The following is a 20,146-nucleotide window of genomic DNA, read 5'->3' as shown; positions in this document are numbered from 1 at the left end:
GCAAAGGCATAACTCAAATTATCATTTTTTGGCCAAAGGCCATAAATTTCTAATGCCTCGAAAACCCATTCCCTCCGTGCCTCCGCTCGACTGGCTGCGCAGTTTCGAGGCCGCGGCGCGGCTGTCGAATTTCACGGCGGCAGCGGCCGAACTCGGCCTGACCCAGGCCGCCGTCAGCCAGCATATCCGGCTGCTCGAGGAACGATTGAAGACGCGCCTGTTTTCAAGGCTGGCGCGTGGTGTCGCCCTGTCGCCCGAGGGCGCGGCCTACCTGCCCCACATCCAGTCGGCATTCGCCACCATCTCCAGCAGCACGACGGAACTGTTCGAGCCTCGCGCCGTCCAGACCGTCTCGATCCGAGTGCCGATCTCCTTCGCCCTGCTGATGCTGGTCCCGGCGCTGCCCGATCTCGCCGAGGCACTGCCACGTATCCAGCTCGATCTGGTGACGATCCATCGGCCGACCGACTACGACTTGCCGGGCTCCGCGCTCGACATCCGTTTCGGCAACGGATTCTTTCCCGGACGCGAGGCCGACAGGCTGACCGCCGAGCGGCTTGTGCCGGTGGCAAGCCCGGCGCTCGCCGGTGCCGCCGACTGGACATCCCTGCCGTTGCTTCTGGTCGCCGGGGCGCGCGAAATGTGGTCGGAATGGTTCGCGGCGGCCGGACTGGCCGGCCACTCCCAACGGTCGCATCGCTTCGACAGCTTTGTCGCCGCAATGGAAGCGGCGAGTTCCGGAGCCGGCGTGCTTCTGGGGTCGCGGCCGCTTGTCGACGCGGCGCTCAAGCGCCGGAGCCTGGTGCCGCTTTCCGATTTCGAGCTCTCCAGCACGTCAGGCCATTTCCTGACCAAGGCGTCGACCGCGCGTCTGACCAGTGCCGAACAGGATTTCCGCCAGTGGCTGCTGAGCTATCTGTCCAGGAAACCTCTGAGTGACCGGCGTGAGCCATCATGACGAGACGCCGATGCGCTTCCAGTAGATCAGCGTGCCGGTCAGCCCGCCATGCGGCTTCAGCGCATAGTCCGGGATTTCCCCAGCCAGGGTGAAACCGAGTTTTTCGTAGAGGCCTGAGGCGCCCTCTTCCGTCGCCGTATCCAGAACCATCAGCGTGCGCCCCTTCTCGACGGCGAGATGCTCCGCGGCCCGCATCAGGCGCGTTCCGATACCCTTGCCCCGGTATTTAATTGATGTCATCAGCTTGGCGATTTCGGCGCGGTGCGGCTGGTTGGGTGGGCAGTCGAGCAGCAAGGTGACGGTGCCGGCCAGGACCTTGCCGTCCCAGGCGCCAAGCACCACCCTTTCGCCTTTTGCCGCCGCGGCCAGCGACCTCTCCCAGAATGCGCTTGCCGCTTCCGGCGCCAGCGGATGCATGAAGCTAACCGATCCGCCGGCGGCAACTGTCTCGACCAGCAGGTCACACAGCTTTGCCAGTGTTTCCGCACTGGCGCTCAGCGCTCCGATCTCGATGGAATTCATGGCCAGTCCTCTGGAAACGATGGGGTCGATAGCGCGCCGGCATCAGTCGACTTGGCGCACGCGCCGCCGCTTGCGCGCCGCCTTGATGGCGCTGATGCGCTCGGTGTCTTCTTCCTTGAGGTGCCGTCCGCGCTCGAGGATCTCGAGCGTGTATTCCTCATAGGTCAGGCCCAGCCGCTCGGCCTTGTCCATGCGCATCAGCATGATTTCGTGGCTTGGCGCCTTCCATGCCTTGGCATGCGCGGCCTGCCAGGCCAGGAAAATAAAGGGATCGCCTTTGCCCCATGGCGGCCCCTTGTAGTCGTCAAGAGGCGGCCCCCCATTGTGGGAGCGCTTTGGCCGTCTCGCCATGGTGTCAGCCCCTGACCAGCGCGACAAGATAGTCGGCGCCCGCCTCCAGGGCATGGAAGATGCAGTCCGACGGCGCTCCGAGCGCCAGGCAGTCGCCGGGCTCCAGCCTGTGCACCACATCACCTTCGGTGAATTCGAGCTGTCCGGAAATCAGCCAGATCTGCTGCTTGATGAAAGCGTAGGAGGCCGCCGGCAGGCTGACCCTGGCGCCCGCCGGCAGATGCACCTTGATCAGTTCGAGCGGCATGTCGCTGACCGGCGACAAATGCCGCCTTACATAGCCTGTATCCGGGTCGCGCCACACCGGCTGGTCGGCCTCGCGCAACAGTCCGCCGCCTTGCAATTCCGCCCGGGCGATGAGGGTCGACAGCGTCATGCCGAAGGCCGCCGCAATGCGCACCAGAAGAGCCGCCGTCGGGCTGGTCATGCCGCGTTCGATCGTGCTCAGCATCGCCTTGGAAACACCGGACCGCTCGGCGAGTTCGGCCAGCGACCAGTCCCGCATGGTCCTTTCGGTGTGAATCCGTCTGCCGATTGTCGTGGAAATATCGTTCGCTATATCATCCATTCGTCCATTATAGCGAAATTATGACCGTCGAAAAGTGCCCTCTTGCGACAATTTTCGACAAGCGCTTAATCCTCTCTACACCATCCAGCCTCATCCGACCTTAACCCCACTCCGGTAGGATCCGATCTCCAGGGAAATGGGGATTGGCCTGTCCATGTATGTCGAACGCGAAGCTGCCGTCGGAGAACCGACATCGCAGGAGCGCCGCAACGCAGAGCAGAACGACCGGCGCATCCTGGGCAATGTCGTGCAATGTGACGGCGCGCGCGCCACCATCGCCGCCTATGCCGATGACATCGACGGATCCGTGACCGGCCTGTGGACGGTCGGCAAGATGATCTCGATCAATCTGGGCACGACACGAACCGTGGGTCTCGTCTACGCGATCGGCAAGTCGAACCGCGCCTGGAGCAATGAGGGCCAGAACCCCATCGAGGTCAGCATCGAGCTGATCGGCGAAGTGCGCGACGCCGCCGAGCCGGGCGCCAAGCCGATCTTCGACCGCGGCATCACCACCTATCCGCATATCGGCGCCGTCGCCCACAGGATCCGCAGCCGTGATCTCCAGGCGGTCTACGATCTGGCCGGCCGCCACTCCATCACCATTGGCTCGCTGTCGCAGGACGAAGGGATCGCCGCCAACATCGCGATCGACGACACGCTGGCGCGCCATTTCGCCATTGTCGGCACCACGGGCGTCGGCAAGTCCACAGCTGTCTCGCTGCTGCTGCGCAAATCGATCGCGGCGCGACCCGATCTGCGCATCCTGATCCTCGACCCGCACAATGAATTCGCCGGCTCGTTGCCCGAATATTGCGTCAAGGTCGATTCCAAGACTCTCGACCTGCCGTTCTGGATGTTCAAGCTCGAGGAATTCGCCGAAGTGCTGTTCCGTGGCCGTGAGACGGTCCCGGAGGAGATCGACGCTCTGCGCGACCTTATTCCACTCGCCAAGAACCTCTACCGCAACCCGAATTCAGGTGCCTATCTCAGGCGCGGCAACGATGCGCTGACCGCCGATACGCCGGTGCCTTACCGCATCGCCGACCTGATCAAGCAGATCGACGAGCGCATGGGCATGCTCGAAAGCAAGAACGATCGCCCGACGCTGAAATCGCTGAAGACGCGCATCGAATCGGCGGCCGCCGATCCGCGCTACCGCTTCATGTTCAGCTCGCGCCTGATCGAGGACACCATCCACGAGACCATCGGCAACATCTTCCGCGTGCCGCATCACGGCCGCCCGGTGACCTGCTTCGAGATGGCCGGCATGCCCTCCGAAGTGGTCAATTCCGTCTGCTCGGTGCTGGCGCGCCTGGCCTTCGATCTGGCTCTGTGGAGCGAGGGCAAGCTGCAGCTCCTGTTTCTGTGCGAGGAAGCGCATCGTTACATGCCGGCCGATCCGCGTCTCGGCTTCGCGCCGACGCGGCACGCGCTGTCGCGTATCGCCAAGGAAGGCCGCAAATATGGCTGCTACCTCGGCGTCGTCACCCAGCGTCCGGGCGAGCTCGACCCGACCATCCTGTCGCAATGCTCGACCTTCTTCGCGATGCGGCTCGCCAACGAGCAGGACCAGGCGATCATCCGCTCGGCGATCGCCGACTCTTCCGCCTCCACGCTTGCCTTCCTGTCGTCCATGGGCCAGCGCGAGGCCATTGCCTTCGGCGAAGGCGTGGCGACGACCATGCGGCTGAAGTTTGAAAAACTGCCAGCCCACCTGCTGCCCGGTACGGCCAAACGCGAAGAAGCCGAGGCGGCGAAGACCGGCGACGATGTCGATCTGGTGGCGATCGTCGAGCGGCTGCGCAACGTGCCCAAACCGACACCGCAGGCGATGGCCTTCGCCGAGGTGGTCGATTCCGGCCGCCAGGCCGGCGACCCCGACTATCGAAAGCCGGCGACCGCCCGCGTGCCATCGGACGACGATTTCGACATGCGCTACGGCCTGAAGCCCGCCACCTTCGGCCTGCGCCCCCAGAACGACTGAGTCCAGAGCGTCACGCCCATTTGCCGGCAGTTCAGAGAAGCCGCGCCAGGCCATGGCTCTTCTCCGCTCGGAAGCTTGGGTGAATCCCGTCAGAGAATTCGTCGGGCCGAGTCGGCTGGTGCTGTTTTCGAGAACCGGAGCGGAGCGGACTTTTGGTCCGTGAGCACCGGAAGCGCAGAAAGCGGCAGCAGACGGCCGGCCTCACGAATTCGATGATGGGATTCAGGCGCAGACGCGGTTGCGGCCTTGCCTCTTCGCCTCGTAGAGCTGGCGGTCGGCGCGGCGATAGAACTCCTCCGCCGTTTCCTTGCGGTCCCAGACGGCGAGCCCGACGCTGGTGGTGATCTTGAGCCTGACATTGCCCGAGAGGATCGACATGTTGGCGATGGCCTTGCGGATGCGCTCGGCGAATTTGCCCAGCAGTTCCGCCTCCATATTGGGCGTGACCACGGCAAACTCCTCACCGCCCAGGCGCGCCACCACATCATGGAAGCGTGTCATGTCCTTCAGGCAGCTGGCGACGGCCTTGAGCACCTCGTCGCCGACGTCGTGGCCGTGCGTGTCGTTGACCTGCTTGAAATGGTCGAGATCAAGGATCATCAACCCGACCGGCTTCTCGATACGCCGGAACTCCTCGAGATATTCCTTCAGCGCATCGTCGAAATAGCGCCGGTTCTGCATGCCGGTCAGGCCATCGGTCAGGGCGGCGTGCTCGAGCGTTTCGGAACGGGCGCTGAGCGAAACCGTCATGGCGCGCAGCTTGCCTTCTTCCGTCGCCTGTTTGCGGATCAGCGGGTAGATGAAGAAGATGCCGAAAAACAGCGCGGTGGCGAGCAGAACGCCGGTCGCGAACAACAGCTTGTTGAGATAGATGACCTTGTCCAGGCCCGACTGGGTATGGAGTTCGGTGGCGAAGGATTGCATGAGTCCATAGGCGTGCAGCGTCACCAGACCAGCGGCCAGGATCACGAAAATAAAGACGAAAAAAGCGGATTCCGCCTTGTGGAAACGCATCTGCTCCCCAATGGAAAAGTGCCCGTCGACCTTATGGCACGGACCGCCTTACGGAGCGTTAACTCCGACAACCTCGACGGGAACCTTTCCCTCAAGGTCAACTTTTTAAGTTGCATTAGCAACAAGCGTTTGGATCGTGGTTTCGAGATCGTCATCCCAGCGCAATCTTTGCCATTCCGGCCCCAGCTGGTGTCGAAACCAGGTCGCTTGCCGCTTGGCATATTGCCGGGTCGCGATCTTGGCGCGCTCGATCGCCTCGGGAAAGCTGGATAGGCCGGCCATCGCGGCTTGCAGTTCGCGAACGCCGATCGCCTTCATCGCCGGCAGGTCCGGATCGAGGTGAAGGGCCGCAAGTTGCCTGACCTCCTCCAGCGCGCCCTTGTCCAGCATCTGGTCGAAGCGCCTTTCGATGCGATCGACCAGCGCGGCCCGGTCCGGCTCGATGACCAGGAAGCGCGCAGTCTGCCGATCGATGAGCGGTCGGCCCCGCTCTGCCTGCCACTCCAGGATCGACCGGCCGGAGGCGTCGAGCACTTCGAGCGCCCGCACGATGCGCTGGCTGTCGGTTGGCCTAAGCTGCATGGCGGCTCTCGAATCCTCGCGCAGCAGCAGCCCGTGCAGCTTGACCGCGCCTTGCTCTTTCAGCTCATAGCGCCAGCGGTCACGGATGCGCGGCGGAATATCGGGCATTTCCGAAATGCCCTCGGCCAGCGCGCGAAAATAGAGGCCCGTGCCGCCGACGAAGATCGGCCGCCGCGACAGCGTTCCGTCGTCGATGAGTTTCATCACGTCGCGCAGCCACGCGCCGGTCGAATAGGCCGTATCGGGACGTACATGGCCGTAGAGAAAATGCGGCACCCGTGCGAGGTCGGCCGGCTGCGGCCTGGCGGTCAGCACGTCGAGAACCGAATAGCCTTGCATGGAATCGGTGTTGACGATGACGCCTCCTGTGCGTTCGGCCAGGCCGAGCGCCAGCGCCGACTTGCCGCTGGCGGTCGGCCCGGCTATCAGGATCGCATTCTTCACGCGGCCTTCGCCCGCATCCGCGCCGGAATTCTCGATGCCGCTCATTGCCACGCTTGTTTCCCGTCCCGCTGACCGCGCTCTGTCGCGGTCGCTTGCGAATATGGCCTCGCGGACGGTGGGCGCAAGCACCGTCGTCTGGCTGGCCGAAGGCATTGCCTGCGATCTTGCCTTGCCGCAAGAGGCTGACATCGCAGGGATCACCGACGCCCTGCGCGCCGCATTGGCCGCTGAACCGATCGACGTGATCGTCCAGCAGGCGGAAACGCGTCGCAAGAAAATCCTCATCGCCGACATGGATTCGACCATGATCGACCAGGAATGCATCGACGAACTGGCCGACGAGATCGGCGTTAAGGATCGCGTTGCCACTATTACCGCGCGGTCGATGAACGGCGAGATTGCCTTCGAACCGGCTCTGCGCGAACGCGTCGCGCTGTTGAAGGGGCTCGATGCCGCCGTCGTCGATCGCATCGTCGCCAACCGGCTGACATTGGCCTCGGGCGGCCGCGAACTGGTCCAGACCATGCGCGCCAACGGCGCCTGGGCAGCGCTGGTCTCGGGCGGCTTCGAGGTCTTCACCACACGCATCGCGGCGATGCTCGGCTTTCAGGAAAACCGCGCCAACCGCCTGCTCGAACAGGATGGAAACTTCACCGGCCTGGTCGGTGAGCCGATCCTCGGTCGCGCCGCCAAGGCCGACGCGCTGCTCGAAATTTCGGCGCGCCTTGGACTGACACCCGCCGACGCCATCGCCGTCGGTGACGGAGCCAACGATCTCGACATGATCCGCCTCGCCGGCACCGGCGTGGCGCTCCATGCCAAGCCTACAGTGGCGGCGCAGGCGAAGGTGCGCATCGACCATGGCGACCTGACCGCACTGCTCTATTTGCAGGGCTATCGCCAGGAAGAATTTGCGCAATGAAACCAATGCGTACCGAGCGGCTGATCCTGCGCAACTGGGAAGAGCGCGACCGCGAGCTTTTCCATCGCATCAATTCCGACGAGCGCGTCATGGAATTCTTCCCGTTCCGTCGCGACCGCGCCGCCGCCGACGCCAAGATGGACGAGGTCCGCGCATGGATCGATGAGGACGGCTATGGCTTCGCCGCGGCCGAAATTGCCGCCACGGGCGCGTGCATCGGCTTTGTCGGACTATCAGGAACCGAGGACATGGACGTCCTGCCGGCCGGCACGATCGAGATCGGCTGGCGGCTGGCCCCGGAATTCTGGAGCAAGGGCTATGTCACCGAGGCCGCCGAGGCATGGCTTGCCTACGGTTTCGAGACGCTTGACGTTGACGAAATCGTCTCCTTTGCGGTCGCGGAAAACCACCGCTCGACCGCCGTCATGAAACGCCTTGGCATGACGGCCGATCCGTCGGCTGACTTCGATCATCCCGGCATTCCCGACAGCCATCCCGCGCTCAAGCGGCATGTGCTCTACCGGCTCTCTCGCGAGGGTTGGCAGGCAAGAAAAAAGGCGGCTCGTTAGCCGCCTTTTTTTGAAAGATGGCGGATTGAAAACTCAATCCATCCGGATCGTCACGAAACGCAACTCACCTGTCTTCGACGCCAGCATCAGAAGCGCGTTCTTGCGGCCCTGCTCCTTCAGGGCGCCGATCCGGTCCATGACGTCCTTGGGCGTGGCGACCGATTCCTGCGCGATCTCGGTGATCACTTCGCCCGGTTGGATGCCCCGCTCGGCGGCGGCCGAATCCTTGGCCACATCGGTGATGACGACGCCGGAGACATCGGCGGCGATGCTGAACTTCTTGCGCGTCTCGTCATTGAGCTCGCCCACTGTCATGCCGAGCACCGAGGCGGTCGAAACGGCCGGAGCCTTGTCACCCTTGTCCTTGTCGGTGTTGCCATTCTCGCCGCTGGCGAGCTTCTCGCCATCCTCGAGCCGGCCGAGCGTCACCTTCACCGTCTGCTCGACGCCCTTGCGCACGATCAGCACGTCGACTGCCTTGCCGACAGGGCTTTCGGCAACGACGCGCGGCAGGTCGCGCATCTCATGGATGTCCTTGCCGTCGAACTTGATGATGACGTCGCCGGCCTGGATGGTGCCGTTGTCGACAGGTCCGCCCTTGATGACGCCGGCCACCAGCGCCCCCTTGGCGGTCGCCATGCCGAGGCTCTCGGCGATGTCGTCCGTCACCGGCTGGATACGCACGCCGAGCCAGCCGCGCCGCGTCTCGCCAAACTGGCGCAACTGGTCGACAACGCCCGAGGCTAGCTGCGAGGGGATGGAGAAGCCGATGCCGATCGAGCCGCCGGAGGGCGAAATGATCGCCGTGTTGATGCCGATGACCTCGCCGGCGCTGTTGAACAGCGGTCCGCCGGAATTGCCACGGTTGATTGCCGCATCGGTCTGGATGAAATCGTCATAGGGGCCGGAATTGATGTCGCGGTTGCGCGCCGAGACGATGCCGACCGTGACCGTGCCGCCAAGGCCGAACGGATTGCCGATCGCCATCACCCAATCGCCGACGCGCATCTTGGTGGAATCGCCGAACTTCACCGCGGTGAGCTTGTGGCCTTTCGGATCGACCTTGAGCACCGCGACGTCGGTCTTGGTGTCGGTGCCGACCAGCGTTGCCTTCAGCGTCACGCCATCGGAGAAATTGACCTCGATGTCGTCGGCGTCCGCGATCACGTGGTTGTTTGTGACGACGATGCCTTGCTCGGCGTCGATGACGAAACCGGATCCCAGCGACTGCACCTTCTGCGCGCCATTATCCTTGTCGCCGCCGCGGTTCTTGAAGAAATCGTCGAAGAAGTCCTGGAAGGGCGAGCCTTCCGGAAGCTGCGGCATCGGCACGGCGCCCGGCCCTTCCGTGCCCTTCACCGTCTGCGAGGTCGAGATGTTGACCACCGCGCCGAGCAGGCCTTCCGCGAGGTCGGCCACCGAAGCAGGCCCGTCGGCCGCGAAGGTCGGCGTCACGAAGGACGGTACGGCGACAGTGCCGACAAGAAGTGCCGCCGTGCCGGCTATGAATGTCCGCCGTGCTGCGCGCAAAAGGAGTGTTGATGTCATCGAGAAGCCTCCCGGTATTTCTGAAAGAGAAAGCGCAACGGCAAAAACACCGCGTTGCGCCATGTTGGCAAAAAATACGGCACGTTTGCGGCTACGACCAGCGGCAGAGGATAAATCCTCCGTTTTGCCGAAGACGAAAACCGGTGGTTCTCATCCGCCCCGCACCAGCCAGACGATGCCGACCCCGATGGCGATGGCGACCAGCCCCGCGATCCGCAATGCGTTCTCCGGCATCGACAGCACCTCGCCCGCGAGCTTCCTCGCGAAACCGGGAAAGCCGCCATAGACCAGGCCCTCTATGACAAGGACCAGGCCTATCGCCGCGAAGAAGTCCTGCACCGGCTATTGCTGGCCGGTGCTGGGTTGTGTCGTCGGCGCGGCGGGTGCCGTCGCCGGTGCGGCCGGTGCCGGCGGCGTCGGTTTCGCCGGCCCTTCCTTGCCGTCGGGATCGCGGAAGTAGCGGAAGAACTCCGAGCTCGGCGACAGCACCATGGTCGTGCCGGTGTTGTCCAGCGCCGTGCCATAGGCGTTCATCGACCGGTAGAAATCGAAGAAGGCCGGGTCGCGTTGATAGGCTTGCGCGAAGGTGGCGCTGCGCTGGGCCTCGCCCTCGCCGCGCAGGATCTCGGACTCCTTTTGCGCTTCGGCAACGATCTCGACCACTTCACGATCGGCCCGTGCCGTGATGCGCTGTGCCGCTTCGTTGCCGCGCGCCCTGAGCCGCGCAGCCTCCGCCAAGCGCTCCGCCTTCATGCGGTCGTAGGTTTGCTGTGAAACCTCGGCCGTAAGATCGGTCCGGCGGATGCGGACATCCTCGATCTGCAGTCCGAGCGACGTGGCGTCCGGCCTGAGCTGATCGCGGACTTCGCGCATCATCACGGCGCGCTCTTCCGAGAGCGCCGCCTCGAAGTCACGCAGGCCGTAGACGCGGCGCAAGGCAGCGTCGAGACGGGTCCTCAGCCGCGCTTCGGCCAGTTCGATCTGGCCGGACACCGCGGCACGGAAGATGCGCGGATCGGAGATGCGATAGGCGATAAAGGCATCGACCTCGTAGAACTTGCCGCCCGAAACCTGGACGCGGATGTTGTCGAGGTCGAAGCGCAGCACCCGGTTCTCGATCAGTTGCACCGTATCGGCGTCGAAGAACGAGAACGGCGCCTTGAAGTAGATGCCAGGCTCGCTCTTGACGTCGACGATCTCGCCGAACCTCAGCACGATAGCCTGCTGCTTCGCATTGACCACGAAGACCGAGGAATAGATGAGGAAGAGGATGACCGCGGCGATGACGACGAAGATGGGAAGACGGTTGGCCATCACTGGTTACCTCCCGTGTTCGCACCCAAGGCGGCTGGTGCCGGCGCTTTCGGCTGCAATGCCGGCAGCGGCAGATAGGGGACGACCCCTTGCCCGTTGCCTTGTTCGACGATGACCTTGCTCGAGTCCTTCAGAACCTTCTCCATCGTTTCCAGATAAAGCCGCTTGCGGGTCACATCTGGCGCCTTGGCATATTCGTCATAGACCGAGATGAAGCGCTGCGCTTCGCCTTCCGCCTCCTGAACGACGCGGTTCTTGTAGGCGGCCGCGTCCTCGCGGATCTGCGCCGCCGCGCCCCGCGCGCCGCCGAGCTTCTGGTTGGAATACTGGTTGGCCTGCTCGACGAACTTGTCCTCGTCCTGCTCGGCACGCTGCACTTCGTCGAAGGCATCGGCCACTTCGCGCGGCGGTGCCGCGTCCTCGATCGAGATGGCATTGACCTGCAGGCCGGCCTTGTAGCCGTCGAGCGTGGTCTGGATGATCTCGCGCACCGAGGCAGCGATACCCTGGCGGTCGTCGCGGAAGATGTCCTGCGCCGGCCTGCGGCCGACGGCTTCGCGCATGGCGCTTTCGGCGACCTGCCGCAGCATGCCGTCAGGATCGGAAACGTCGAACAGATAGGCGCGGGGATCGGAGACCTGGTAGGCCACCGAAAACTGCACGTTGACGATGTTCTGGTCGCCGGAAAGCATCAGGCCGTTGCCGCTTGTATTGCCGCCGCCAATGTCCACGAGCTGCTCGGAAATCTTCGCCGTTTCAACGGTTTCGAGCGGCCACCAATGGAAATGCAGGCCGGGCTGCGACAGTTCGGCCTTTGGCTTGCCGAAGCGCAGTTCGACCGCGACCTCGTCGGGCTGCACGGTGTAAATCGCCTGGAACGCCCACAGCACGACAAGCGCTGCCGCGACAAGCGCGAAAATAGCCGGACTGGCACCGCCGCCACCGGGCAGCGCGCGACGCAGCCGATCCTGGCCCCGGCGGATGATGTCTTCGAGGTCGGGAGGCGAGCCTTGCGGGCCGCTCGGCCCCTTTGGCCCCTGCCCCCAGGGTCCCTGATTGTTACCGCCGCCGCCCCACGGGCCGCCGCCTCCGCCACTCTTGTCGTTCCAGGGCATGAATGTCCTTTCGCTTGGAATTCCCTCAAGCGCCGGAGTTACGGCGCAAATCCAGTGTTGTTCTTCTATAGGGACGCCACGGCGCGCTTTCAACGCGATGCGCCGCCGACATCATCCCTTTTGGCCCGGTAGCGACCCTTTGTCGTCCCTCAATGCACGTTTTATCTATCAAAGTATCTGGCGAAGGCGCTCGTAAACCGAATAGCGCGTTGCGTGGCTGTCCTTTTCTCCAGCCGGAACCTCCTGCGCACTGACCATGCGCCATATCTCAGGGTCGATCGGCGGAAAATGCGCATCGCCATCGACGCTGGCCAGCACATGGGTGACGTGCAGCCGGTCGGCCAGCGGCAGCGCCTGGGCATAGATCTCCCCGCCGCCGATGACGCAGACCTCGTCCACGCCGGCCATGCAGCGCCCGCGCACCGTTGCCAGCTGAATCGCGGCTTCCAGCGTATGCGCCACCTCGATGCCCTCGGCGCGCCAGGTCTTGTCGCGCGTGACGACGATGTTCAGCCTGCCCGGCAGCGGACGGCCGATGCCTTCATAGGTCTTGCGGCCCATGATGATGGGCTTGCCCATCGTGTCGGCCTTGAAACGCTTGAGATCGGTGGAGAGCCGCCAAGGCAACCCGCCGTCCCGCCCGATCACACCGTTCTCGGCAATGGCGACATAGATGGCGACATGCATCAGTTCGCGTCCCCGCCATTGTTGTTCGACGGTTCGAGCAGCAGGATATCGATGTCGTGCTCCGGGTAGAAATCATCCGCCGTCATCTGGAAGGTCGTCGGCCCGACCTTTTTTACGTTGTCGCCGCAGAACGAGACCAGGGCTTTCGCATTGCCCTTGTCGATGGTCAGCTTGAACTTGCCGATGGTGCCCGCCGCCCAGTTGCCGCCCGTGGTCAGGATATAGGCGATGCGGCTTTCGTAATATTTCGGATAACCGTCCGGATTGTCCTTCGCCGCCTTGCGCACCGCGTTCTCGAACGTGCCGTCCAGGCAGTAGCGGGTCTTGTAGGCGGCGTATGCGCCCTGGAACTGGCCGTCACTGAAGAAGCTGACCGATGACGTGGCGCCGACGCTGGGCTTGTAGCGGTGAGAGACACGCACGTCCTTGTTGGCCGGAAAGGTCGAGCGCCACCAATAGGTCGAGCGCAATTGCCAGAAGGGTGCATAGGACGGGCTGGTGCCTGGGTCGCTGTCGCCTTCCGGATCCTCGATGATGATGCCGCGGTCGACCCAGTCGTCTGCCACCGCCTTCGGCAACTTCGCCAGTGCCGCCTTGGCCGCGTCACCGAACGGGTTGAACGGCACATTCTGCGCCTTCAGGTCGGCACTGATGTCGATGCCGAGCGCGAACACCTTCTGCTCGAGTTGCGGCTTTGCCGCGACACCGTCGATCGTCACCTCGAAGCCGAGGAAATTGTCGCTCTGGTTCTCAGGAATCGCCGGCATCTCATTGGGATCTCCCGAAATGTCCGGCATCGGGAAGGCGACGATCGAATCGACATCCCTATCGGTGTTGTTGTGGAAGACGTAGTCGACCGTCACCTTCTCGGGCGAGATGAAGAGATCCTCGCTTTGCATCGCGACCGCGTCGCTGCGCGACAGGATCAGGCCGCCGGTGCCGAGTTCGGCAACAGAGTCGTTGGCCAAGGCAGGCACAGCGGAAAGCGCAAGCGCCGCAGTTAGAACATATCGCAACATCGAAGCCCCCTCGGCAAGAATGCCCTGATGACCCTAGCCGTTTCAATGCGGCGTTTCAAAGCCCTTCCGCTCGCATGGGCACACGACAGCGTCTTGGCATGCGGCCCAGGGCCGGACACGCGGCAGCGGTCTGGACACGCAGTGGCGGTCTGGACACGCAGGTTGCGATCGGGCAGGAGTTCGCCCATGCGCAAGCTTCTCGTCATCGGCATCGGCGCCGGCAATCCCGACCACATGACCGTGCAGGCCATATCAGGCCTGAACCGCGCCGACGTGCTGTTCATCCCCGACAAGGGCGCGAAAAAGAACGACCTCGCGGACCTGCGGCGCGAGATCTGCGACCGCTTCGTCACCAACCCGAAATCCCGCCGGGTCGAGTTCGACGTGCCGGTGCGTGCCGAACCGACATCCTCCTACCGCTCGACCGTCGACGACTGGCACGAAGCCATCGCCGCCATCTACGAAAGCCTGATCCGCGATGAACTTGCGGACGACGGCTGCGGAGCCTTCCTGATCTGGGGCGACCCTTCGCTCTACGACAGCGCGTTGCGCATCCTCGAGCGGGTGCGCCTGAGAGACAATGTGGCCTTCGAACTGGAGGTCGTCCCCGGCATCACCGCAATCCAGGCGCTTGCCGCCAGTCACAAGACAGCGCTGAACCGCATTGGCGATTCCATCCTGGTCACCACCGGCCGACGGCTGACCGAGGAAGGCTTGCCTGCCAATGCAGGCTCGGCAGTCGTCATGCTCGATGGCAAATGCGCCTTTAACACGCTTACCGACAAGGATGTCTTCATCCAGTGGGGTGCCTATCTCGGCACGCCTGACGAAATCATTCTTTCAGGCCGCCTCAGCGATGTCGGTGCCGAAATTGAAAAGGTCCGCGAGGAGGTCCGCCGGAAAAAGGGCTGGATCATGGACACCTACCTGCTGCGCAAGGCGGGTGAGCCGGAAGAGAATTAATCCCTTTTGTCAGCGCCAACGCTGAGATCGGCTCGAACTCGCCCTGACGAGGTGAATAGCGTGAATTTCGAGAACCGGAGCGGAGCGGACATTAAGTCCGTGAGCACCGGAAGCGCAGAAAATCGCGCTAGTCGCCCGTCGGGGTAGAGTTTCCAGTCGATCTCAACCCGCATCGATCTCCGCCTGCAACGCATCCATATGCGTCGCCGCCGCGGCCGTCGCCGCGCGCTCGATGGCGCGGAACCGGCTGACCACGGCCAGGCCGATGGCCGTCAGCTGCGCGCCGCCCCCCTTGCGGCCGCCGGTCTGCGCCGAAACCAGCGGCTTGCCGAACACCCGGTTCATGTCCTCGACCAGATCCCAGGCGTGTTTGTAGGACATCTCCATGCCGCGCGCGGCGGCCGAGATCGAACCGAAGGTGGCGATATGCTCCAGAAGCTCGATCTTGCCCGGACCGATCCGCCCGTCAGGATCGAGATTTATCCGCAAGCTCAGCGATGGCATTTTTGCTCCTCCTCGCTCACGCCAGATCCCCATAGTAGAAGGTCTTCAGCGATACCGCTATTCCAAAAAGACATAGCGCACTCATCCATCCGCCTCGGCGGGCAGGCCGGCCCCAGTATTCGCCCGGTCGAAGCTCACCGTCTTGACCACCGCGAAAACCTTGCCGCCAAGCCGCAGTTTCAGCGCCTGCCGCGACTGTTCGGTGATGCGGGCAAGCACGGTCGCGCCATGGCAATCGATGCCGACTTCGACCGTCGGCCCCTCGCCCGGGCTGATCGCGACGATCGTGCCGGGCAGGATGTTGAGCGCGCTGAGGCCTGTCGGTTTCTCCGTCGCGATCATCACATCGCGGGCACGAATGCGGACACGCACGGGAGCCCCTGTCTTCATCGCAAGGCGCGGCACGCGGATTTCGCCGGCGGCCGAGCCGAGCACGGTCATGCCGAACACCTCGTCGTGACGCAGCACCTTCGTGTCCAGCACGGCGCCACCCTCGCCACGCTCTTCCGCTGGCAACAGGTCGAGCCTTTGCATGACGGCCTCGGTCGGACCACTGGCGACGACCTTGCCTTGCGCCAGCATCACCACGTCGCTAGCCAGCCGCGCCACCTCGGCGACCGAATGGCTGACATAGACGATCGGGATTTTCGTCTCGTCGCGCAGCCGCTCGATATAGGGCAGGATCTCGGCCTTGCGCCCCTCGTCGAGCGAGGCCAGCGGCTCGTCCATCAGCAGCAATCCGGGGCTGGCCAGCAGCGCCCGGCCGATCGCCACACGCTGCTTCTCGCCGCCCGACAGCTTTGCCGGGCGCCGCCCGAGCAGCGGGCCGATGCCGAGCAGGTCGACGACGCCATCCATGTCGGCATAGCGCTCCTTTGCCGGCGTGAACCAGCGGCCGTAACGCAGATTGCTGGCCACGCTCATATGCGGGAACAGGCGCGCATCCTGAAACACCATGCCGATGCGGCGTTTGTGCTTCGGTACAAAAATCCCGGCACCTGTGTCGACCAGCACGCGACCGTCGACCTCGATGCGGCCCTTGTCGGGCCGGATCAGCCCGGCGATCATGTTGATGAGCGTGGTCTTGCCCGAACCGGATGGCCCGAACAGCGCTGTGAGCCGCCCTGCGCTCTCGAAACGAGCCTCGATGGCGAAATCGCCCAGCCGGTGGCTGATGTCGACGACAACGCTCATTCGATGTCCATCCGCCGCCCGACGCGCCGCGCCAGCACTTCCGATGCGACCAATGCCGCCATCGAGATGACGATCGAGATCAATGTCAGCCGCAATGCGCCCTCATCGCCGCCTGGCACCTGGGTGAAAGTGTAGATCGCCGAGGGCAGCGTCTGCGTCTCGCCAGGGATGTTGGAGACGAAGGTGATGGTCGCGCCGAATTCCCCCATCGCCTTGGCGAAGGCCAGGATGGAACCGGCGATCAGCCCGGGCAGGATCAGTGGCAACGTGATGGTGCCAAACACCCACAAAGGATTGGCGCCGAGCGTGCCCGCCGCCGCCTCCATCTTGCGGTCCACCGCTTCGATCGACAGCCGGATCGCCCGCACCATCAGCGGAAATCCCATGACGCCGCAGGCAAGTGCCGCACCGGTCCAGCGAAACGAGAAGACAATGCCGAAATGCTCGGCCAGGAAGGCACCGGCCGGGCCGCGCTTGCCGAAAGTCAAGAGCAAGAGATAGCCGGTCACCACGGGCGGCAGAATCAACGGCAGGTGGACAACGCCGTTGAGCAGCGTCTTGCCCCAGAATTGTCCTCGGGCAAGCAGCAGCGCGATCAATATGCCGGGCGGCAGGCTGGCGAGCATCGCCACAGTCGCCACCTTGACGGACAGCCGGACCGCATTCCATTCGTCGGGAGTGAGGTCCAGCAGCCAGTTCATATTGCGATGTCAGACCCGTCTCAGTTGCTCGGCGTGAGCACGGTGAAGCCCTGTTCCTTGAAGAGCGCGCCGGCCTTGGCGGACTGCAGGCATTTCAGGAAAGCCGGCGTATCCTTGTCCTTTGAATCGGCGGTCTGGGCAACCGGATAGATGATCGGCGGATGCGAATCCTCCGGGAATGTGCCGACCACCTTGACGCCCTTTTCGGCATGCGCGTCGGTGGCGTAGACGATGCCGAGAGCGGCCTCCCCCGTTGAAACCAGCTTGAGTGCCGCGCGCACATTCTCGGCCTGCGCCACCTTGCCTTCGACCGAGGACCAGACGCCCAGCGATTCCAGTGCCGCCTTGCCGTACTTGCCGGCCGGCACCGCCTTGAAATCACCCATGGCGAGCTTGCCGTCGCCGACCAGCTTGGCGAGGTCAAAACCCTTCTCGATCTTGGCGTCAACCGTCGAATCCTTCGGCGCCACCAGCACGATCTCGTTGCCGAGCAGCTTCACCTCGGTGTCCGGCTTGGTGAGCTTCTTGTCGGAGAGATATTTCATCCAGTCGAGATCGGCCGAGATGAAGACGTCGGCCGGTGCCCCGCCCTCGATCTGCTTGGCCAGTGCCGAACTCGCGGCATAGGAGACGGTAGCGGCCTCGCCGACATCAGCCTCACAGGCCTTGTTCACCGCATCGAGCGCGTCCTTGAGGCTGGCCGCCGCGAACACCACGACCTTGTCTTCCGCATGGGCGGCCGGCATCGCCGCCATCAGCGTCGCCGCAAAACCGCCAATGGCGATCGCCCTCAACCCGAAACCTTTGCGCGTCATCGAAAACTCTCCCTGGTTTGAAATCCGTGCGGCTCGCAGCCTGCCATCCGATATATCCGCATGAATATAACAAGGGAAGGCCCGGCGCCTTGCGAAAACGTCTGTGCGGCGTCGATTGTTCTGGTAAGACGATCAGGAAACCTAATGCATGTCGCCCAAAAGTGACCTCGGTCTTGGGAGAACGGCATGCATAAACCAAAGGAGAGCCCGATGAAGGTCAGCGCCCGCAACGTCCTCAAGGGGACGATCACCGAGATCGTCAAGGGAGCCACCACCTCGCATGTCAGGATCGATATCGGCGGCGGCGCCATCGTCACCGCCTCGATCACCAACGAAGCCGTTGCCGACCTCAAGCTCGAAAAGGGCAAGCAGGCCTATGCCGTGGTCAAGGCCTCGGACGTGATGGTCGGCATCGACTGAACCGCTTGCGGCCAGACATGGTTCGCGAAAACGAGATCCGGCCGAGCGAGGTCGCGATCGAGGCACCGCCGGCGACCGACGCCGGACTGGTGTTCATCGGCGTCATCCGCACGCCCTGGGTTTCGCGTCTGGTCACGCCGCGACAGGGCCGTGACGACGGCCCTGTCTGCCGTATCGAAATCTTCGATCCCTGGCGGCAGGCCCTGGAGGGCGTCGAAAAGTTCGAGCGGCTGGAAGTGCTCTACTGGCTGCATCTGTCGCGGCGCGACCTCGTCAAGCAGAGTCCGGCCAGCGACGGCACCTCGCGCGGGACATTCGCGCTGCGCTCGCCGGTCCGGCCCAATCCGATCGGCACCTCGATCGTCAGCCTTGTCGGCGTCGAGGGATCGGCACTGCTGGTGCGCGGCATGGATTGCGTCGACGGCACGCCGCTGCTCGACCTCAAGCCGGATCGCACGCTGTTCAAGCCGATCGCGCCGCCACAGGCGGGTGACTTCGAAATTGGCTAGGTCCTGCGAGCGGCTTAGACCGCGATGGGCGCCTTGATCGAGGCATCGGCGACATAATTTTCCAACCGGAAATCCTCGAAGCGGAAGGCGAACAGGTCCTTCACCTCGGGGTTGATCCACATGGTCGGCAGCGCCCTCGGCGTTCGCCGCAACTGCTCGCGCGCCTGTTCGAAATGGTTGGAGTAGAGATGCGCGTCACCCAGCGTATGGACGAAATCGCCCGGCTTCAGCCCGGTCACCTGCGCCACCATCAGCGTCAGCAGCGCGTAGGACGCGATGTTGAACGGCACGCCGAGGAAGATATCGGCGGAGCGCTGGTAGAGCTGGCAGGAAAGCCGGCCCTCGGAGACATAGAACTGGAACAGGCAGTGGCACGGCGGCAGTGCCATGGCTTCCACCTCGGCGGGATTCCATGCAGAGACAATCAGCCGCCGCGATTGAGGATTGCGGCGTATCTCCTTGAGAAGATTCGCGATCTGGTCGATCGAGCCGCCATGGCCATCCGGCCAGGAACGCCATTGCTTGCCATAGACGGGGCCAAGGTCGCCGTTCTCGTCGGCCCATTCGTCCCAGATCGTGACGCCATGCTCGGTCAGGTACTTGATGTTGGTGTCGCCGGCCAGGAACCACAGCAGTTCATGGATGATTGACTTCAGATGCAGCTTCTTTGTCGTGGTCACGGGAAAGCCGCGCGCCAGATCGAAACGCATCTGGTAGCCGAAGACGGAGCGCGTGCCGGTACCGGTGCGGTCGCCGCGATCGGCACCGTTTTCCAGCACATGCTGCAAGAGGTCGAGATATTGGCGCATCGGTTCCGGCTCGATTCGAGATTTCACCAATCATAGCGCATGTGCGCGCCGACGCCACGCCTGTCTGAAGTCTTCCCCACGCGGATGGGCAGCGGAGCTTCAGAACTCGCTCCGGCGAGCCGAAGCGCGCAAGACCGCGCTAATCGGCCGCCAAAGTGGAAGTATCAGATGTTTCAGAGCGAGCCGAGCTTGCCCAGATCCTTGGCCACCAGATAGTAGAAAGTCACCCGGCTCTTGGTATTGTCGGCGTGCATGGCCTTGCAGGTCTTCTCGATCGAGGCGTCGGCTTTCGCGCCGTCGCTGATGCCGAGCTTCTTGGCGACCCAGCTCTCCTTGACGCGTTCAAGCTCCTTCGGGTCCGTGCAGGACACCAGCGAGGAGTCGCGGTTCCTGAGCGCAATGCCCAGATGCTTGACGATCTTTTCGACAATTTCAGCGCTGGCGCCCGCGTCGTACTTCTTCACGTCTGCAAGATAGTCGGCCATTAAAATTCCCCTCGTCGGCGCCACGGATCCGATCGATGAGGGCTGTGGCGCGCTTCGCAATCTGTGCGCTAGGTCGATAACTCCTCACCGCCCGCAAAGCTTCGGTTGAGACCGCGCCCAAGTCAACCCTTGCCGTCGCAATTTGA

Annotated in this window: 24 protein-coding genes; 7 read left to right on the top strand and 17 right to left on the bottom strand. The window is 63.5% G+C overall.

Going from position 1 to position 20,146, the window contains the following annotated elements; all coding sequences use genetic code 11:
* The first annotated feature begins 52 nt into the window (after positions 1–52).
* Positions 53–958: a LysR family transcriptional regulator gene (locus FJ977_RS30355; RefSeq protein WP_140775872.1), complete on the top strand. Its 906-nt coding sequence runs from the start codon at positions 53–55 to the stop codon at positions 956–958.
* Here the strand turns inward: FJ977_RS30355 and FJ977_RS30350 are convergent.
* The 3 genes from FJ977_RS30350 to FJ977_RS30340 are packed head-to-tail and all read right to left on the bottom strand — an operon-like array spanning position 953 to position 2,399.
* Positions 953–1,480, bottom strand: coding sequence for an N-acetyltransferase (locus tag FJ977_RS30350; protein ID WP_140775871.1), 528 nt, complete (start codon positions 1,478–1,480; stop codon positions 953–955). The two genes, FJ977_RS30355 and FJ977_RS30350, sit on opposite strands and share 6 nt — an antisense overlap.
* Positions 1,481–1,522: 42 nt before the next feature.
* The gene (locus tag FJ977_RS30345) at positions 1,523–1,831 is read right to left on the bottom strand and encodes a hypothetical protein (RefSeq protein WP_140775870.1); all 309 of its coding nucleotides are present in this window, start codon (positions 1,829–1,831) and stop codon (positions 1,523–1,525) included.
* A gap of 4 nt (positions 1,832–1,835) precedes the next feature.
* Positions 1,836–2,399: an XRE family transcriptional regulator gene (locus FJ977_RS30340; protein WP_140775869.1), complete on the bottom strand. Its 564-nt coding sequence runs from the start codon at positions 2,397–2,399 to the stop codon at positions 1,836–1,838.
* Between the two features lie 154 nt (positions 2,400–2,553).
* Here FJ977_RS30340 and FJ977_RS30335 point away from each other — a divergent pair, with 154 nt between their 5' ends.
* A complete protein-coding gene (locus FJ977_RS30335) occupies positions 2,554–4,386 on the top strand; it encodes an ATP-binding protein (RefSeq protein ID WP_140775868.1) in 1,833 nt (610 codons plus the stop codon).
* 222 nt (positions 4,387–4,608) lie between these two features.
* Here FJ977_RS30335 and FJ977_RS30330 read toward each other — a convergent pair whose 3' ends face one another.
* Together FJ977_RS30330 and miaA are read right to left on the bottom strand one after the other, a co-directional pair.
* Complete coding sequence (locus tag FJ977_RS30330) at positions 4,609–5,400, bottom strand: GGDEF domain-containing protein (protein ID WP_056573060.1); 792 nt, start codon at positions 5,398–5,400, stop codon at positions 4,609–4,611.
* 105 nt (positions 5,401–5,505) lie between these two features.
* Positions 5,506–6,471 carry a tRNA (adenosine(37)-N6)-dimethylallyltransferase MiaA gene (gene miaA / locus FJ977_RS30325; RefSeq protein WP_140775867.1) on the bottom strand — a complete coding sequence of 322 codons (966 nt, stop codon included), beginning with the start codon at positions 6,469–6,471 and terminating at the stop codon, positions 5,506–5,508.
* On the opposite strand from miaA, the gene serB reads away from it, so the two are divergent.
* A complete protein-coding gene (serB, locus tag FJ977_RS30320) occupies positions 6,461–7,348 on the top strand; it encodes a phosphoserine phosphatase SerB (protein WP_140775866.1) in 888 nt (295 codons plus the stop codon). The genes miaA and serB overlap by 11 nt on opposite strands.
* Positions 7,345–7,917: a GNAT family N-acetyltransferase gene (locus FJ977_RS30315; protein WP_140775865.1), complete on the top strand. Its 573-nt coding sequence runs from the start codon at positions 7,345–7,347 to the stop codon at positions 7,915–7,917. The genes serB and FJ977_RS30315 overlap by 4 nt, the downstream gene beginning before the upstream one ends.
* Positions 7,918–7,950: 33 nt before the next feature.
* Here the strand turns inward: FJ977_RS30315 and FJ977_RS30310 are convergent, their stop codons facing one another.
* From FJ977_RS30310 to FJ977_RS30285, 6 genes are all read right to left on the bottom strand, one after another.
* Positions 7,951–9,465: a DegQ family serine endoprotease gene (locus FJ977_RS30310; protein ID WP_140775864.1), complete on the bottom strand. Its 1,515-nt coding sequence runs from the start codon at positions 9,463–9,465 to the stop codon at positions 7,951–7,953.
* Between the two features lie 150 nt (positions 9,466–9,615).
* The gene (locus FJ977_RS30305; protein ID WP_056573074.1) at positions 9,616–9,804 is read right to left on the bottom strand and encodes a DUF2065 domain-containing protein; all 189 of its coding nucleotides are present in this window, start codon (positions 9,802–9,804) and stop codon (positions 9,616–9,618) included.
* Between the two features lie 3 nt (positions 9,805–9,807).
* The gene (locus FJ977_RS30300; RefSeq protein ID WP_140775863.1) at positions 9,808–10,779 is read right to left on the bottom strand and encodes a protease modulator HflC; all 972 of its coding nucleotides are present in this window, start codon (positions 10,777–10,779) and stop codon (positions 9,808–9,810) included.
* Positions 10,779–11,894: an FtsH protease activity modulator HflK gene (gene hflK / locus FJ977_RS30295; RefSeq protein WP_140775862.1), complete on the bottom strand. Its 1,116-nt coding sequence runs from the start codon at positions 11,892–11,894 to the stop codon at positions 10,779–10,781. The genes FJ977_RS30300 and hflK overlap by 1 nt, the downstream gene beginning before the upstream one ends.
* Positions 11,895–12,062: 168 nt before the next feature.
* Complete coding sequence (locus tag FJ977_RS30290) at positions 12,063–12,581, bottom strand: dihydrofolate reductase (RefSeq protein ID WP_140775861.1); 519 nt, start codon at positions 12,579–12,581, stop codon at positions 12,063–12,065.
* Positions 12,581–13,600, bottom strand: coding sequence for a DUF4424 domain-containing protein (locus FJ977_RS30285; protein WP_140775860.1), 1,020 nt, complete (start codon positions 13,598–13,600; stop codon positions 12,581–12,583). Before FJ977_RS30285 ends, FJ977_RS30290 begins: the two co-directional genes overlap by 1 nt.
* 186 nt (positions 13,601–13,786) lie before the next feature.
* Between FJ977_RS30285 and cobF the strand changes: the two genes are divergently transcribed.
* A complete protein-coding gene (gene cobF / locus FJ977_RS30280; protein ID WP_140775859.1) occupies positions 13,787–14,563 on the top strand; it encodes a precorrin-6A synthase (deacetylating) in 777 nt (258 codons plus the stop codon).
* A 162-nt stretch (positions 14,564–14,725) separates the two neighbouring features.
* Here cobF and FJ977_RS30275 read toward each other — a convergent pair whose 3' ends face one another.
* From FJ977_RS30275 to modA, 4 genes are all read right to left on the bottom strand, one after another.
* Positions 14,726–15,067 carry a winged helix-turn-helix domain-containing protein gene (locus FJ977_RS30275; protein ID WP_140775858.1) on the bottom strand — a complete coding sequence of 114 codons (342 nt, stop codon included), beginning with the start codon at positions 15,065–15,067 and terminating at the stop codon, positions 14,726–14,728.
* Between the two features lie 81 nt (positions 15,068–15,148).
* The gene (modC, locus tag FJ977_RS30270; protein ID WP_140775857.1) at positions 15,149–16,261 is read right to left on the bottom strand and encodes a molybdenum ABC transporter ATP-binding protein; all 1,113 of its coding nucleotides are present in this window, start codon (positions 16,259–16,261) and stop codon (positions 15,149–15,151) included.
* On the bottom strand, positions 16,258–16,962 hold the full coding sequence (gene modB / locus FJ977_RS30265; RefSeq protein WP_056573100.1) for a molybdate ABC transporter permease subunit: 705 nt from the start codon (positions 16,960–16,962) through the stop codon (positions 16,258–16,260). The genes modC and modB overlap by 4 nt, the downstream gene beginning before the upstream one ends.
* Positions 16,963–16,982: 20 nt before the next feature.
* Positions 16,983–17,777 carry a molybdate ABC transporter substrate-binding protein gene (gene modA, locus FJ977_RS30260; protein ID WP_140775856.1) on the bottom strand — a complete coding sequence of 265 codons (795 nt, stop codon included), beginning with the start codon at positions 17,775–17,777 and terminating at the stop codon, positions 16,983–16,985.
* A gap of 210 nt (positions 17,778–17,987) precedes the next feature.
* Between modA and FJ977_RS30255 the strand changes: the two genes are divergently transcribed.
* Together FJ977_RS30255 and tsaA are read left to right on the top strand one after the other, a co-directional pair.
* A complete protein-coding gene (locus tag FJ977_RS30255) occupies positions 17,988–18,197 on the top strand; it encodes a molybdopterin-binding protein (RefSeq protein ID WP_056573106.1) in 210 nt (69 codons plus the stop codon).
* A 17-nt stretch (positions 18,198–18,214) separates the two neighbouring features.
* Positions 18,215–18,706 (top strand): tRNA (N6-threonylcarbamoyladenosine(37)-N6)-methyltransferase TrmO, encoded by a 492-nt coding sequence (gene tsaA, locus FJ977_RS30250; RefSeq protein WP_140775855.1) that lies wholly within the window; start codon positions 18,215–18,217, stop codon positions 18,704–18,706.
* Positions 18,707–18,720: 14 nt separating this feature from the next.
* On the opposite strand, the gene FJ977_RS30245 is transcribed toward tsaA, so the two are convergent.
* Positions 18,721–19,515: a thymidylate synthase gene (locus FJ977_RS30245; RefSeq protein ID WP_140775949.1), complete on the bottom strand. Its 795-nt coding sequence runs from the start codon at positions 19,513–19,515 to the stop codon at positions 18,721–18,723.
* A 173-nt stretch (positions 19,516–19,688) separates the two neighbouring features.
* Positions 19,689–20,000 carry a DUF2853 family protein gene (locus FJ977_RS30240; RefSeq protein WP_056573114.1) on the bottom strand — a complete coding sequence of 104 codons (312 nt, stop codon included), beginning with the start codon at positions 19,998–20,000 and terminating at the stop codon, positions 19,689–19,691.
* Positions 20,001–20,146 lie beyond the last annotated feature (146 nt).

It is taken from the genome of Mesorhizobium sp. B2-1-3A (genome assembly GCF_006442655.1).
In the GTDB taxonomy this organism is placed as follows: Bacteria; Pseudomonadota; Alphaproteobacteria; order Rhizobiales; family Rhizobiaceae; genus Mesorhizobium.
The sequence above is the reverse complement of the archived record's forward strand: the minus strand, read 5'-3'. Positions and strand labels throughout refer to the sequence as shown.